Source organism: Streptococcus sp. 9.1 (genome assembly GCF_016648815.1).
GTDB lineage: Bacteria > Bacillota > Bacilli > Lactobacillales > Streptococcaceae > Streptococcus > Streptococcus salivarius_E.
This window is the reverse complement of the sequence record NZ_JACLQS010000005.1, coordinates 43,310-57,601: the sequence shown is the minus strand read 5'-3', so window position 1 is coordinate 57,601 and position 14,292 is coordinate 43,310. Positions and strand designations below refer to the sequence as shown.

Here is a 14,292-nt window from a genome sequence, read left to right as displayed (position 1 = left end):
GATGTTTCAGCTTAAGACTTGGGTAGATAAGGACGGAGAACTAACACCAAAAGGAAGAAAGCTAAGCCAAGTTTTGGTCTGTGCTTATCTCCTTTGTTTAGTGCTCCTATGTTGGACACCCCAGTACGGGCTAGTTGAAGGTGTTGAAACCCCTGGTATTCAACATTTTGGTCGTGTCGTGGTCTTATTAACCCCATTCAATAGTTTGACTAACTTTTATCAGCTAGATAGTCTTAAAGAGATTGTCTTTGTGCTTGGGCAAAATGTGACCAACATTTTCTTGCTGAGTCCGCTGATTTTAGGGCTTTTAGCCTTGTACCCCAGATTCAGGTCTTGGAAAAAGGTCCTTTTAGCGACCTTTGTCATGTCTTTGACGATTGAGGTTGGACAAGTCATTCTAGACCTTCTCATTGATGCTAATCGTGTCTTTGAGTTAGATGATTTATGGACCAATACTTTAGGAGGTTTGCTGGCATTAGCTGCCTACCGCCTCCTTGTGAAACTGATTCAAACGCATTTTAAAGAGTAAAAAACCTGGGAGCCTATGTGTCCCAGGTTTCACTTATTTTCTATCATACAAATACAACACATTCAAAAGAGGGAAAAATGAATAAACACGTTTGGAGAAACAATGAAACACTTAATGATGACAGTAGTCACCGTATTAACGTTAGGAGTAACAATGACGATGGGTAAGGCAGATACTTATCAAAGTGGTCGTGATGCCGATATCATGCGAGAAAGAGGACAGGTTTGGAATTATTCTGAGCCTAAGAGAGAGCCTCAATTAGCCAACTACAACACCGATGGTCGCTATCTCAGTGAGGCTACTAACTTTGAATTGTACAATTTTGTCAGAGAGTATAAGACATCTGATGAAATCAGACGCATTTGGAGCCCTAAGAAAGATGAATCAGTTATCCATGATAAGGATAGTTACTCTATGGATGGTGGGAACAAGGTATATAATTTTGATTCCTTTGCTTATCAATTACCAGAGTCTACTGATTTTGGGAAGTTATCTTATATTGGTCACTTTCAGTTAGAAGATGGCACAATCTATCGCTATTGGAAGTAACCTTATCATACGAGACTTATACGAGGTCTATTATTAACCATTTGTAAGGATAGGAGGAGTAACTTGTCTTTTAAAGAATCAATCATTGCAAAACTTTGGTGGTTTTTCAAGTTAGAAAAACGCCGGTATATTGTCGGGATTTTGGCACTGAGTCTGGTTTCGGTTCTCAATCTGATTCCTCCTATGGTTATGGGGCGGGTCATTGATGCTATCACATCGGGAAAATTGACCAATCAGATCTTGCTTCTGAATCTCGTATATTTGCTTTTGGCAGCTCTGGGGATGTACTATTTGCGCTATGTTTGGCGCATGTATATCTTGGCGACTTCTTATCGCTTAGGCCAGATTATGCGTTCACGCCTTTTTGAGCATTTTACTAAGATGTCGCCTTCTTTTTATCAAAAGTACCGAACTGGGGACCTCATGGCCCATGCAACCAATGATATCAACTCTTTAACCCGCTTGGCTGGCGGGGGCGTCATGTCAGCCGTGGATGCCTCTATCACAGCCTTGGTAACCCTAATCACCATGTTTTTCAGCATTTCCTGGCAGATGACACTGGTGGCTGTCTTACCCCTCCCCTTCATGGCTTTTGCGACTAGTCGTTTAGGACGCAAGACCCATAAAGCTTTTGGAGAATCCCAGGCAGCCTTTTCAGAACTTAATAATAAGGTCCAAGAGTCGGTATCAGGTATCAAGGTAACCAAGTCTTTTGGCTATCAGGAGGCTGAGCTTCAGTCCTTCCAAGAGACCAATAAGATGACCTTTAAAAAGAATATGCATACCATGAAGTATGATAGCCTTTTTGATCCTTTGGTCTTACTCTTTGTTGGCTCATCCTATGTTTTGACCCTTCTTGTCGGTGCCTTTATGATTCAGGCTGGTCAGATAACGGTCGGAAATTTGGTAACCTTCATTACCTATTTGGACATGCTGGTTTGGCCTCTAATGGCCATTGGCTTCCTCTTTAATATCACACAGAGAGGAAATGTGTCCTACCAACGTATTGAAAATCTTCTGGAGCAGGAATCAGATGTTCAAGATCCTGCGCACCCTCTCCCAAGTATTGAAAATGGTCGCTTAGAATATGCGATTGACCGCTTTGCCTTTGAGGATGAGGATACTTTGAGAGATATTCATTTCACCTTGGACAAGGGGCAAACCCTTGGTTTGGTTGGACAGACTGGCTCAGGAAAGACGGCCCTTGTCAAGTTGCTCTTGCGGGAGCACGATGTTAATCAAGGAGCCATCTATTTGAATGGTCATAACATCCGAGATTATCGCCTATCAGACTTGCGTAGCTTGATGGGCTATGTTCCTCAAGACCAGTTTCTCTTTGCCAGCTCCATTTTAGACAATATCTGCTTTGGTAATCCGGATCTCTCCTTTGACAAGGTAGAAGAAGCGACTAAGTTAGCTCAAGTTTATGATGACATCAAGGATATGCCTGAAGGCTTTGAAACAATCATTGGTGAAAAGGGTGTCAGCCTATCAGGCGGTCAAAAACAACGTCTGGCCATGAGTCGGGCCATGATTTTGGATCCAGATATTTTGATTTTGGACGACTCCCTATCTGCGGTTGATGCCAAGACAGAATATGCTATTATTGACAATCTCAAACATACCCGCAAGGACAAGACAACTATCATTACCGCCCATCGTCTGAGTGCGGTGGTGCACGCTGACCTTATCTTAGTCATGCAGGATGGTCGTATCATTGAACGTGGCCGTCATGAGGATTTGCTAGCTAAGGGTGGTTGGTATGCCAAGACCTATGAGTCTCAACAGTTAGAAATGGAAGGAGGAGAAGAAGATGATGCCTAATCAAAACCAATGGTCTGTGTTTAAGCGTCTCTTGACCTATCTCAAGCCTTACAAATTCTTGACCTTTCTAGCTTTAGCCTTCCTCTTGTCCACAACGGTTATCAAGAGTATTATTCCCCTTGTGGCCTCTTATTTTATTGACCACTATCTTCATGATATGAATCAGGCGGCAAGTTTAATTCTGATTGGTTACTATGGTCTTTATCTTTTGCAGACACTAGTTCAGTATTTGGGAAATCTCTTTTTTGCGCGTGTGTCCTACAGCATTGTCAGGGATATTCGCCGAGATGCCTTTGCCAATATGGAGAAACTAGGCATGTCTTACTTTGACAAAACTCCAGCAGGCTCTATCGTTTCCCGCTTGACCAATGATACAGAGACTATTAGTGAGATGTTCTCAGGGATTCTGTCTAGCTTTATTTCGGCTATCTTTATATTTGTTACCACCCTTTACACCATGATGATCTTGGACATTCGTCTGACCGGGCTTATTGTGCTCTTTCTTCCTCTGATTGTTCTTTTGGTTAATCTCTACCGCAAAAAATCAGTGGTCATCATTGAAAAGACCAGAGCCTTGCTTTCAGATATAAATGCCAAACTGTCAGAGAGTATCGAAGGGATTCGCATCATTCAGGCCTTTAACCAAGAGAAACGCCTCAAAAAAGAGTTTGATGCCATTAATGAGGAACACCTGATTTACGCCAGCCGTTCCATGTCACTGGATTCTCTCTTTCTACGCCCAGCCATGAGTTTACTGAAGCTCCTGGGCTATGCTGTTCTCATGGCCTACTTTGGCTACCGAGGTATCTATTTGGGCATCACAGCGGGGACCATGTATGCCTTTATCCAGTACATTAACCGTCTTTTTGATCCCTTGATTGAAGTGACACAAAACTTCTCAACCTTGCAAACTTCTATGGTCTCAGCCGGTCGGGTCTTTGCCTTGATTGACGAGCGCACCTATGAACCTGAGCAGAGAGATATAGATGCCAAGGTTACCGAGGGGAATATTCGCTTTGAAAATGTCTCCTTATCCTATGATGGCAAGCACCAGATTTTGGATAATATTTCCTTCTCTGTCAATAAAGGAGAAACCATCGCTTTTGTCGGTTCTACAGGTTCCGGAAAATCCTCTATTATCAACGTGTTCATGCGTTTCTATGAGTTTCAATCAGGGCGAGTTCTTCTTGACGGTGTGGATATTCGCGATTATAGTCAGGCAGAGTTGCGTAAGAACATTGGTCTTGTCCTTCAGGAACCCTTTCTCTATCATGGTACAATCAAATCCAATATTGCCATGTATCAGGAGTTAACTGATGAAGAGATTAAAGCGGCCGCTGAGTTTGTGGATGCCAATCACTTTATCGACAAACTTCCAGAAGGATATGATGCTCCAGTTTCTGAACGAGGTTCAAGTTTTTCAACCGGACAGCGCCAACTTCTAGCCTTTGCTAGGACCGTTGCTAGCCAGCCTAAGATTTTGATTCTGGATGAAGCGACAGCCAATATTGATTCAGAGACAGAGGCTATTGTTCAAAATTCTCTAGCAAAAATGCGTCGAGGACGCACAACCATTGCCATTGCCCACCGCCTATCAACAATCCAAGATGCCAACTGCATCTATGTCTTAGACAAGGGCCGTATCATCGAACACGGTAGCCATGAGGAGCTCCTAGCCCTCGGCGGCACCTACCACAAGATGTACAGCCTACAAGCAGGTGCAATGGAAGGAGAGTAAGCTAGTTTAGAGCATAGATTCTATATTCGAAAAGATTTCTTAAAAATCAAAATCGAGTGGTGACATTTATGTCACTACTTTTTTGTTGTCTTCCACCCTATAATAAAACCATAGCTTGAGAGAAAAAAGCTAAAAAATAATATTTTAGGAGGTTGTTAGAATGACAACACAAACAATGAACACTTTTGAAACACTCGATCTCGAGACACTTGCAAACGTTGAAGGTGGCGGATGGGTTAAGTGTTATGCCGGCACAATTGGATCTGCTCTAGTAGGATCAGCAGGAGGCCCAGTAGGTTACTGGGGAGGAGCTTTAGTTGGTTACGCCACATTCTGCTAATATTTAGGTGACCCTATGCTTAAAGATAAAAAAATGTATTTACTAGCAATTTTCCTTTTAGGATTTGGAATTGCTAACCTTTTCAGAAATTTAGATTTTGTTCATCATATCATTAATTTGGTAGGGTTGGCATTAATCACTTATAGTCTGATTTTTAGCAAATGGGAGCGACTCAAAAAATAGAAGTATTCGAAATGTAGAGTTCCTAAAAATCAAAAACGAGTAGTGACATTTATGTCACTACTTTTTTGTCGGCCTACAACCTATAATAAAATTCATAGCTTGAGAGAAAAAAGCTAAAAAATAGTTTAGGAGGTTGTTGCTATGACAAGGCAAACAAATAACAATTTTGAACTCCTTGACCTTGAGGCACTTGCAAACGTTGAAGGTGGTGATGGATTATGTTTGATTTGAAAAGTTATATTTTAGGGATGGTTTTCATGGCTGTGATGAGTTTTTTGGATAAGCCTATTATGTCATTGCTTGAAAAACACAAAGCTACCAATTCCGCTAAAAAGAAATCCTAATTGAGATACCTTGTCAATTGCTAGTCTGTGAATAGCTTTGCACAGAACGCTAAAAACACTTTAAGGAGAAAAGTATGTTTAAAAACTCAAAACCGTATTTACTGGCTACCATTCTCATCGGAATGGGCCTCGCTAATCTATTTAGAAGTTTGGATGCAGTCCACCATACCATTAACTTGTTGGGGCTAACCTTGCTTCTTTATAGTCTCCTTTTTAAAAAATGGTCACAGTTTAAAAAGTAACCTTTTGCCCCTTTGAACGTGAGGTGCTTGCAAATGCTTATTTTTGATGTTCCCGAAGTAAAATTATTCTTGCTAATGATAGCGGAGATTGTATTATATTTGATTGCATATTTTTGTAATAGAAAAAATAAAGATATGTATATTCGCTTATTTAAAATATCAGTGCTAATGACGCTATTGTATTACATCTCCAGTAGAATTTAATCGCTAAGGGATTACTTGAGATCTTACAGCAGTATAAAAAAATACAGAAAGGAATAGAGTTAAATGTAATAGCTTATTCGGTTTACAAGACTGACTGAGGTTATTCATAGCTTAAGTGTTTTATCATGAAGTTAAAGAGTATTAGTTCGAGAGTATTGCGATTTTTAGGACCATCACTGCTGTATTGGCAGTCTTTCTTATAAGTACCAGTATTTCTCTCTACAAAAGTAAGACTTCGCCAGAGATTTGGTTATCAGTCGGAGCACTAGCTTTAGTAGTCATTTTTGTAAATGGACTGCTCTACCGTTTGCTTAAGAAGCGTCCCGATTCAGTAAATCCGTTAACAATATGGCAGTCCTTCATTGTCTTTCTGGTCATCTCATTTCTAGTGCTTTGTGTAGAGTTTTACACATTACTAACATTCAGTGATACCACAGACTGCATAGTACTAGTCGTATTAATGCTTTTGTTAATTCTCTGTGATTTTCTAGCTTACTTGCAAGTCAAAAAATATTTTAAAAGATAGAAAATATAGTAACCATTTGTGACATTATTCAATTTACGTTGCATAAAGTGCATAAAAACGCTATAATAAGAAAGTGATTAATGAAAAATGTGAAAATTAGAGTAGGATTTCTATGGCTTGACGGATATTCTTCTATCGTATAGACAAAACTTGCAAGGTCTGGGTCTTCAAAATATGTCATGAAAGGAGGATTACTATTGGAACAATCTGTTTTTTCTAGAAAATACATAATATTTATCCTACAAGTTATCTTGGCTGTCTGTATTCAATGTGTGATAACATTTTTCTGGCATCAAGAAAGAACATTTTTATTTTATACCTTGTCACTTTATGTTTCTTTATCGTTCTCTGATGATCTTAGTCAGCTGATTTTTAGAAATGAGAAGTGATGTATTTGTTTTAAGCAGCATGGAAAGTGACAGATTCGTGTCTTTAGCCATGCTAGATTCAGAATAATAGCCAATCATTCTTTAGATAACGCCCTAGTAGTTTATGTAAATGACTCAAGTAGAAAAGGAATTACCATGGTGATATTACAAAAAATTAGTTCTGCTGTGTTACGTTCGTTACGTGTCGTATCAGCAATCCTAGGAGTAGTCATTGGGAATATAGATTTAAATGCTCTATCTATTCAGCATCCAATCTGGATTTGGCTACCATTTAGGACATATAGCCACTTTTTGGGACGCTAGCTCTGATAGAAAGACTTGAATGCTATACTAAAGATGTGATTGAAAAATTAGTTGAAAGAAATAAGGAGGTTTTCTTAATGACAGGACTTAAATGGTTTGCAGGAGGCAAAGAGAGACGAGAACAAGCAGTAGCTATCATCGATGAAGTAATTGAAACTATTGGAGATAAGCCAGATTATGCTGATTTGAAGCAGGTCCTGCACTCCTACCGAACGGAACTTGCAGACTCTCGTTCAGCCACTCCCTATATCTTAAGCAGGATGTCACTGGAAATATCCGAAGTGGTCAGAAAAGACCAGCTAACCTTGTCTCCCTTTATCGAGGAGCGAATGGCAGAGTTGCGAAAATTGCTAGCGATTCGTTATGGCTATTGATGTCATTAGGGAGGATTTCTCGGTTTTAAGGTTGAGTTGTCCATTGAGAATTTGTGTTATTCCACTGTCTTGGCTATATCATTTGTTTAAATGATATTAAAATAAATCGTAACAATTGAAGCCTAAATCTTGCTTATTTACACACAAAAAAAGTTCCCATAGGAGTCATCATTCTATGGGAATTTTGTGATAAAGACTAATAAGGCAATGTCATCTGACTTTGGCTTAGGTCCACAGTTAATTCGTAGTCACTATTGTCACGAATGGTGTGTTCAAAGTCTGTGGTATAGAGAACGAGTCGGAGTTTGTCGCCCTTGTTGAGTTTGTAGATGGTTGGTTGTAAGTCCAAACCGATAGTCATCCATTCATTTGGCGTAACATCTTCAATGGTAAGAAGGTCTTTACGATTTTGCAGGTTAAGGTGTCCTTTGGTAATGACACGGTATTTGGCCTGCTTGAATGGCAGTTCACGTAAGGCTTCTTCCTTGAAGAGACGTCCGTTATCTAAACTCATGCGTTTTAATTCAGGTATTGGAGCTAGGTATTTTTTATCTCCCATTTCCAGAACCTGGGCCGAGATAAGACTACGGTTTGTGCTAGACTTAACCTTGAGCTCTAGGTGGACACGGCCATTAATCTGGATGTCTTGGTCCAGTTCAAAGTCCAAGGTAATGGCGTTGGCTTTGTCTGCAAAGAGGTCATCCTTGAAGCTTTGGTAAGCTTTACCGTATTTGGCAAAGGTTTCCTCTTCATAATGGTTAGCGATACTAGCTTCAGTCTCACCAAGCTGAATGTTTTTACCATTGTCGTGTCCAAAGTTATCGAGAACTTCCCAGGTCTGTTCAGACTGGTTGTTTTGCCAGATAACAGTAGGTAGTGTGTAGCCATTCTCCAAACCAAGGAGTTTCTGACAAATCAAGGCGTTCATGCTTTCTCGGAAGTCAATAGACTGCCAAGCATTCATGTAAACGTGTGCACCATTGTGGAAGAAGAGGTGTTTTTCAAGAGAGTCTGGAAGAGCATTGAACATTTGATAGACGTTAATCGGTTTGACATTCCAATCCTGGCTACCGTGTGTAAAGACTACAGTAGCTTTGACACGGTCTGCGAATTGCACATAGTTGCGGTCATGCCAGAATTGGCTATAGTCCCCATGCTTACGATCAATGGCTGTGCTTAGCTCTTTGAGGTGGGCTTGGTAGTCTTTTTGGTGGCGTAGGTATTCTCCAGCTAATAGGGCACGAGAATAGGTGAATTCGGTCAAGGTGTTGAGATCTTCACCAGGGTATCCTCCAGGACTGACGAGGAGTCCATTTTCACGATAGTAGTCGTACCAAGAAGAAATACCTGCTTCAGCGATGACCATCTCCAAACCGTCGACACCAGTTGTAGCAAGGGCGTTGGACATGGTACCTAAGTATGAAAGTCCGGTAGTAGTCACCTTACCAGATGCCCAATCTGCAGTGATGGTATGCTGTCTACTACGACTAGTAAAGGCGCGTGCACGACCATTGAGCCAGTCAATGACAGCTTTATAGGCCAGAACTTGTTGATAGTCTCCAGAGGTCATGAAGCCTTCAGAATTGAAGGTACCGACACCCGACACATAGATAGAAGCCACACCACGAGCCAACATGTAATCGTTAAGCGTGTAGGTATCTGTGTGAGCAAAACGCTCCTGAGCCTTCGTGACAGGATTGATAGGCGTAAGGTCTGCCTCTGGTGTCTTGATTTCTGGTTGGTTAAGGGAGATTTCACCTGCTGGTTTGACGAGCAAATCACCTTCCATCTTGTGGGTGAGCTTATCTGAAGCAGGCTCGTTAGTCCCTTGTTGATAAGGACTTGCGGTCATCATGGCTGGAACTGGGAAGTCCACATCAGGACGTAAGATAGTCACCTTGACCAAATCTAACTGTCCATCTTGATCGGTATCTACAGGTGTTTCGACATAAACCACCTCACGGTGAAGCTGACTAGTGTCAAATGTTGCCAAGCTCTTACCATTAAAGAAGACGTAGTCATTACTTACAGGGATCAAATCCTGAGCTACTAACTGATCAATTAAGGTATTGCCAGACTGTGTGCGTGTTGCTAGCAATTGATGGAGGTTATTAAGGCTACCATCAAAAGTAATTGGGAAAGCCATTTCCTCTAGGAAAGCAACACTATCTGTAAAGTCCACATTAGGGACAAATCCTAGCATTTGAAGAGCTACCAAACCAAAGACTTCAGCAGTCAAAGGACGATCTGATTGGAAGAAGGTTAGGAGGTCAGTCTCTGTATCAGCAATCCAATTTTTCAAAGCTAAATCAGTATCTTCAAAGAAAAGGAAGTACTTGCGAACAAAAGCCTCAAAATTGGCTTTAGCACTAGCGTCTAAAGAAACTTCAAAGCCTAAAGAACGAAGTTCCTGACAAGCCATTTCAGGACTAACAGGGATGTAACTAAACTGGTTAAATTTCATATTTAAAAACCTCAAAAAGAATGCGTAAACATTTCAGAAATATCTTTACATTAGACATTATACTTGATAAAATGATAGATGTCTAAATTATTGTAAAATCGAAAGGAAATAAAGAGACAAATGAATGATTTTCTAAAAGAAGCGTTCAGCAGTGAATGGGTTTTAAAATACCTCACTGAGTTTATCGCAACTGCTTTTCTTGTAGCCCTTGGTAATGGTGCCGTTGCCAACGTTGAGCTTAAGGGAACAAAAGGTAACAAATCTGGTTGGATTGTAATCGCCTTTGGTTATGGTTTTGGTGTTATGATGCCAGCCCTTATGTTTGGTGATGTTTCTGGTAACCACATCAACCCTGCCTTCACACTTGGACTTGCTGCTTCTGGCTTGTTCTCATGGGTAGGCGTTCCTGGATACCTTATTGCACAACTTCTTGGTGCCTTTGTAGGTCAAGCTATCGTGGTTTGGGTTCACCAACCTTACTATGTACAAACTGAGAATCCAAACAATATTCTTGGTACTTTCTCAACGATTTCAGCAGTTGACGATCATGATGACACTCCAGAAAATCGTAATCGTGCATGGGCTAACGGTTTTGCCAATGAGTTTGCAGGTTCATTCCTTCTCTTCTTTGGTGCCCTTGCCTTGACTAACAACTACTTTGGTCACAAATTGGTCTCACAAGCAGTCCAATATGGGTATGATAAAGAAGCTGTAACAGGCCAAATGGCGAATGGATCTCTTGCTGTAGCTCACATTGGTGTTGGTTTCTTGGTTTGTGCCTTGGTTCTATCATTTGGTGGACCTACAGGACCAGCCCTTAACCCAGCCCGTGACTTGATGCCACGTCTTCTTCACCACATCTTGCCAACATCAGTTCTTGGTGAGCACAAAGGTGATTCTAAATGGTGGTATGCTTGGGTTCCAGTTGTAGCTCCAATCCTTGCAGGAATTTTGGCTGTATACTTGTTCAAAGCCCTCTACCTTTAATCAATAACAAAAAATCTGAAGTTAGTGCTTCAGATTTTTTTACGCTAAAAATTTTGAAAGTAGCAAAAAAACTGAGAAAGTTTTCTCAGTTACATAGGAGTAGTTATAACTAGGATTGTAGCACCTAAGGTGAAAAGATTCCATAGGACATGAAGTGAGATAGCCACTGATAGATTTTCTCTTTTTTGGTAAATCATAGAGAGAGCCAAGCCCATTCCAATATAAAGGAGGAGGTGGGCAAGGTTGGTAGGCATATGGAATAGGCAAAAGAGACCGGTACTCACTAAAACAGCAACTGTCGAATAAGGAGCCAGCCAAGAGAAAATCCACTTGCGAAAGAGTAGTTCTTGTAAGAAGGCTGTGGTCATCATGCCAATGGCTACTGGTAGGATAGGCGTTGTCGTAAGGGTTCTTTGAAGTTCTGCATGGTAGTTGGTGTGAGTCAGTAGCATAAGATTACTCCCAATAACTCCCATCAGAAAAATAAGCACAAAGCCCCAGATAATAGCTTTGATATCCTTTCGATTTAAGCTAAAGCTGTGAATCAACCCCTCACTTTTAGCCCAAAGATAGGTAATGTAAAAAATAATGAGATTGACAGCGATAATTCCCCAGCTTTCAAGGCTAGTGAAGGTCAACCCAGTCTGATTGTTATATGACGTTGTCATACCTAAAGCCAGGTTTGGGATAGCTATCATCAGCAGTAAAAAGAATCCCTGATAGGTATGTCTAAACGCCAAATGATTGACGAGAGTTTTCATAGTCTCTATTATACTCTAAAATGAGGAAATAGCTAGTCCTAAGGTAAATATAATATAATGATTTTCATAATTTATGTGAAAGAATGTGAAAAAATTACAATCCTGTTTTTTCTTAGGAAAATCCTTGTCACACAGGCTCTTTTCGGATAAAATAGAAAAGAATGGAGGTTGTCATGACGCAATCAGGGAATTTTAAGTTTCACACACCAATCTTTCGTGTGAATAACAGACAAGAAAATATTGATTTTTACCAAAATACATTAGGATTTAAGCTTTTGACTGAGGAAAATGCCCTTGCGGTCTTCACAGATTGGACAGACCGTAACTCACTTTTTGTGATTGAGGAGTCACCAGCTTACCGTTGCCGTGCGGTTGAAGGCCCTAAGAAAATTAATAAAGTGGTTATCAAGGTTTCAGATCCACTTGAGATTGAGTACCTTTTGGCGCGTGATGATCACCAAGCCAAGGCTATTTTCCAAGGGGAAAAAGGGTATGCTTTTGAAACAATCTCACCTGAGAATGGTCTTATTTTGATGCATGCCGAAGATGACTTGTCTACTCTCAAGACAGTTGAATACGCAGATGTTGAAGAAAAAGAAGATTTCAAAGGAGTGTCAGACTTTACGGTCGAGTCTTTGACCTTGAACGTTGTTGATACAGCTCAAGCAGCTTTCTTTTACGACAATCTTTTTGGTGAAGAATTGCCTTTGTCTATCCACTTTGAGAAAGCAGAAGGTCCTGACCTCCAAGTGAGTCCAGACCAGACTTGGGATTTGGAAATTCTAGAATTTAAGGTAGCTGAAGACTACGACTTGGTTGCCTTGCATGAGAAACTTGAAAAGGAACAGTTCTCAAGTTATCTAGATACTAAAGAAAGCCTACTTGCACTGACTGATATGAGTAATATTGAGGTTTGGCTAACAAAATAATGACTAATTTTAAACAAACATTGTCAACAATTACAGACTACATCAAGGCTGACATCTTTCCAGGTGCCAGCCTTGCACTTTATGACGGACAAGATTGGCAGGAGCATTATCTAGGAACTCAGGATGGAAATATTCCGGTAGTTCCAGGACTGACCTATGATTTAGCTAGTGTTTCCAAGGTGGTAGGAGTAGGGACCCTCTGTCTTTTCTACTTGCAGGCGGGAAAATTGGACTTGGACGAGAAACTATCGACCTATTATCCTGCAGTAGTGGATAAGACGCTAACCCTTCGTCAGCTTCTTTCTCACAGTAGCGGCATTGATCCCTTTATTCCAAACCGTGATGAGTTAGACCAAGCTGGCTTGATTTCTGCTATTAATGCCATCAAAGTTAAGGATGATAAACCTTTTTTGTATACCGATATTAATTTTATTCTCCTAGGCTTGATGCTTGAGAAAGTCTCTGGACAAACACTGGATAAGCTCTTTGACAGCGAGATTTTTCAACCGTTTGGTATGTCTGAAACACGGTTTGGGCCAGTTGAGGTTGCTGTTCCAACTGTTGAGGGAATTCCGGGAGGAACTGTTCACGATCCCAAGGCTCGAGTGCTCAAAGAGCATACAGGTTCAGCAGGTCTCTTTTCAACCCTAAAGGACTTGGAAATCTTTATTGACCATTATTTGAGAGATGATTTTGCTAAAAATCTGACGCAGAATATCAGCCAATCCAATAAGGAACGTAGTGTCGCTTGGGACCTCCAAGGCGATTGGATTCTTCATACTGGTTATACAGGTACCTTTGTGCTTATCAATATCCCAGCTCAACGTGCAGCTATTTTCCTCAGTAATCGTACTTACTACAAGGATGAGAGAGCTCAATGGATTAAAGACAGAGATGTTTTAATTGAGATAATGAAAAAGGAGCTGATTCGTGAAAGGGTCGAGTAGACATTCTAAGGAAAGCAAACTTGTCCCTTGGTTTTTGAGTCTCCTCTTTTGTGTGCTTAACGGGAGTAGTCTCTTTGTCTGTGGTATGTTTTTTGGGGTGATGGTCGACTTGTTGGCATTTGATAAAGATTCCTTCTATTTAGGTGTTCTTGTATTTTCTTGTATAGTAGTCCCTATAATCGCTTCTTCTTATATCTTGATAAGAGAGATACTATACAAATTGATTCATTGCCTTGGTTATCGTGCCCAACCTGATTTGAAAGTCATTCGTATGAGGAGAGGATTTGATATTCACTTTCCTGTATTTGAAAAGTACAGTCAGGACTATAAGTTACTCTACAAGAAGCGTTCCAAGAAGCTTCAAATAGGGTATTTGCTTATATGTTTAGGATACTTTAGTGGACTTAGCCTTATAATGATTACCTTTACAGTTCTATTGAGAGGACTGTTTGAGCTCCTAGAACTAGAATCAAAACTGTCATCTTCTGAATATAAACAATTTCTTGGTTTTTTGGTCTGCATGGGAGTGTTTGTCCTTCTTTTTAAAGGGCAGAAATACTGGAAAAAGATCGTAGAGACATTAAAGAAAAGAGAATATGTATCAGTTCTTGCTGTCGAGCATGGCTATCCTATATTTGCGACAAAAGAAGAAGCTTAAG

Annotated in this window: 16 protein-coding genes and 1 pseudogene; 15 read left to right on the top strand and 2 right to left on the bottom strand. The window is 40.5% G+C overall.

The genetic code is table 11. The annotated features are described in order from the left end of the window. Position 1: 1 nt before the first annotated feature. The 11 genes and pseudogenes from H7T93_RS05220 (at position 2) to H7T93_RS05180 (ending at position 7,545) form a co-directional block, all read left to right on the top strand. Positions 2-529, top strand: coding sequence for a VanZ family protein (locus H7T93_RS05220; RefSeq protein ID WP_201041654.1), 528 nt, complete (start codon positions 2-4; stop codon positions 527-529). 159 nt (positions 530-688) lie between these two features. Next, positions 689-1,078 (top strand): hypothetical protein, encoded by a 390-nt coding sequence (locus H7T93_RS05215; RefSeq protein ID WP_260313905.1) that lies wholly within the window; start codon positions 689-691, stop codon positions 1,076-1,078. Between the two features lie 63 nt (positions 1,079-1,141). Next, positions 1,142-2,902, top strand: coding sequence for an ABC transporter ATP-binding protein (locus tag H7T93_RS05210; RefSeq protein ID WP_060971665.1), 1,761 nt, complete (start codon positions 1,142-1,144; stop codon positions 2,900-2,902). After that, positions 2,892-4,640, top strand: a complete 1,749-nt coding sequence (locus H7T93_RS05205; RefSeq protein ID WP_398578080.1) for an ABC transporter ATP-binding protein — start codon at positions 2,892-2,894, stop codon at positions 4,638-4,640. The genes H7T93_RS05210 and H7T93_RS05205 overlap by 11 nt, the downstream gene beginning before the upstream one ends. 160 nt (positions 4,641-4,800) lie before the next feature. Further along, positions 4,801-4,980: a Blp family class II bacteriocin gene (locus H7T93_RS05200; RefSeq protein ID WP_004183368.1), complete on the top strand. Its 180-nt coding sequence runs from the start codon at positions 4,801-4,803 to the stop codon at positions 4,978-4,980. A 15-nt stretch (positions 4,981-4,995) separates the two neighbouring features. Next, complete coding sequence (locus tag H7T93_RS05195) at positions 4,996-5,163, top strand: hypothetical protein (RefSeq protein WP_002891737.1); 168 nt, start codon at positions 4,996-4,998, stop codon at positions 5,161-5,163. A 141-nt stretch (positions 5,164-5,304) separates the two neighbouring features. Then, positions 5,305-5,394 (top strand): ComC/BlpC family leader-containing pheromone/bacteriocin, encoded by a 90-nt coding sequence (locus tag H7T93_RS05190; RefSeq protein WP_022495887.1) that lies wholly within the window; start codon positions 5,305-5,307, stop codon positions 5,392-5,394. Next, entirely contained in the window at positions 5,382-5,507 is a 126-nt protein-coding gene (locus tag H7T93_RS09980) for a hypothetical protein (RefSeq protein ID WP_022495888.1), read from the top strand. Before H7T93_RS05190 ends, H7T93_RS09980 begins: the two co-directional genes overlap by 13 nt. Before the next feature lie 74 nt (positions 5,508-5,581). Then, positions 5,582-5,749: a hypothetical protein gene (locus H7T93_RS05185; protein ID WP_022495889.1), complete on the top strand. Its 168-nt coding sequence runs from the start codon at positions 5,582-5,584 to the stop codon at positions 5,747-5,749. A gap of 329 nt (positions 5,750-6,078) precedes the next feature. Further along, positions 6,079-6,479: pseudogene (locus H7T93_RS10035) on the top strand (hypothetical protein). 769 nt (positions 6,480-7,248) lie between these two features. Further along, positions 7,249-7,545, top strand: coding sequence for a bacteriocin immunity protein (locus H7T93_RS05180; RefSeq protein ID WP_021152512.1), 297 nt, complete (start codon positions 7,249-7,251; stop codon positions 7,543-7,545). A 196-nt stretch (positions 7,546-7,741) separates the two neighbouring features. On the opposite strand, the gene H7T93_RS05175 is transcribed toward H7T93_RS05180, so the two are convergent. Continuing rightward, entirely contained in the window at positions 7,742-10,009 is a 2,268-nt protein-coding gene (locus H7T93_RS05175; protein ID WP_201041653.1) for a Xaa-Pro dipeptidyl-peptidase, read from the bottom strand. Between the two features lie 120 nt (positions 10,010-10,129). On the opposite strand from H7T93_RS05175, the gene gla reads away from it, so the two are divergent. Continuing rightward, positions 10,130-10,996 (top strand): aquaglyceroporin Gla, encoded by an 867-nt coding sequence (gene gla, locus H7T93_RS05170; protein ID WP_201036093.1) that lies wholly within the window; start codon positions 10,130-10,132, stop codon positions 10,994-10,996. Positions 10,997-11,085: 89 nt separating this feature from the next. Here gla and H7T93_RS05165 read toward each other — a convergent pair whose 3' ends face one another. Further along, positions 11,086-11,757 (bottom strand): CPBP family intramembrane glutamic endopeptidase, encoded by a 672-nt coding sequence (locus H7T93_RS05165; RefSeq protein WP_082759636.1) that lies wholly within the window; start codon positions 11,755-11,757, stop codon positions 11,086-11,088. 173 nt (positions 11,758-11,930) lie between these two features. Here H7T93_RS05165 and H7T93_RS05160 point away from each other — a divergent pair, with 173 nt between their 5' ends. Genes H7T93_RS05160 through H7T93_RS05150 form a run of 3 tightly spaced genes read left to right on the top strand, consistent with a single transcriptional unit; the run spans position 11,931 to position 14,291 of the window. Further along, positions 11,931-12,686: a CppA family protein gene (locus tag H7T93_RS05160; RefSeq protein WP_022495893.1), complete on the top strand. Its 756-nt coding sequence runs from the start codon at positions 11,931-11,933 to the stop codon at positions 12,684-12,686. Next, positions 12,686-13,633: a serine hydrolase domain-containing protein gene (locus H7T93_RS05155; protein WP_201041652.1), complete on the top strand. Its 948-nt coding sequence runs from the start codon at positions 12,686-12,688 to the stop codon at positions 13,631-13,633. Before H7T93_RS05160 ends, H7T93_RS05155 begins: the two co-directional genes overlap by 1 nt. After that, complete coding sequence (locus H7T93_RS05150) at positions 13,617-14,291, top strand: hypothetical protein (RefSeq protein WP_201041651.1); 675 nt, start codon at positions 13,617-13,619, stop codon at positions 14,289-14,291. Before H7T93_RS05155 ends, H7T93_RS05150 begins: the two co-directional genes overlap by 17 nt. Position 14,292 lies beyond the last annotated feature (1 nt).

Excerpts from the sequence above, each read along its gene's own strand:
- H7T93_RS05220 (WP_201041654.1), top strand. The coding sequence starts at position 2 with ATGTTTCAGCTTAAGACTTGGGTAGATAAGGACGGAGAACTAACACCA.
- H7T93_RS05215 (WP_260313905.1), top strand. The coding sequence starts at position 689 with ATGGGTAAGGCAGATACTTATCAAAGTGGTCGTGATGCCGATATCATG.
- H7T93_RS05205 (WP_398578080.1), top strand. The coding sequence starts at position 2,892 with ATGATGCCTAATCAAAACCAATGGTCTGTGTTTAAGCGTCTCTTGACC.
- H7T93_RS05200 (WP_004183368.1), top strand. The coding sequence starts at position 4,801 with ATGACAACACAAACAATGAACACTTTTGAAACACTCGATCTCGAGACA.
- H7T93_RS05195 (WP_002891737.1), top strand. The coding sequence starts at position 4,996 with ATGCTTAAAGATAAAAAAATGTATTTACTAGCAATTTTCCTTTTAGGA.
- H7T93_RS05190 (WP_022495887.1), top strand. The coding sequence starts at position 5,305 with ATGACAAGGCAAACAAATAACAATTTTGAACTCCTTGACCTTGAGGCA.
- H7T93_RS09980 (WP_022495888.1), top strand. The coding sequence starts at position 5,382 with ATGTTTGATTTGAAAAGTTATATTTTAGGGATGGTTTTCATGGCTGTG.
- H7T93_RS05185 (WP_022495889.1), top strand. The coding sequence starts at position 5,582 with ATGTTTAAAAACTCAAAACCGTATTTACTGGCTACCATTCTCATCGGA.
- H7T93_RS05180 (WP_021152512.1), top strand. The coding sequence starts at position 7,249 with ATGACAGGACTTAAATGGTTTGCAGGAGGCAAAGAGAGACGAGAACAA.
- H7T93_RS05175 (WP_201041653.1), bottom strand. The coding sequence starts at position 10,009 with ATGAAATTTAACCAGTTTAGTTACATCCCTGTTAGTCCTGAAATGGCT.
- gla (WP_201036093.1), top strand. The coding sequence starts at position 10,130 with ATGAATGATTTTCTAAAAGAAGCGTTCAGCAGTGAATGGGTTTTAAAA.
- H7T93_RS05165 (WP_082759636.1), bottom strand. The coding sequence starts at position 11,757 with ATGAAAACTCTCGTCAATCATTTGGCGTTTAGACATACCTATCAGGGA.
- H7T93_RS05160 (WP_022495893.1), top strand. The coding sequence starts at position 11,931 with ATGACGCAATCAGGGAATTTTAAGTTTCACACACCAATCTTTCGTGTG.
- H7T93_RS05155 (WP_201041652.1), top strand. The coding sequence starts at position 12,686 with ATGACTAATTTTAAACAAACATTGTCAACAATTACAGACTACATCAAG.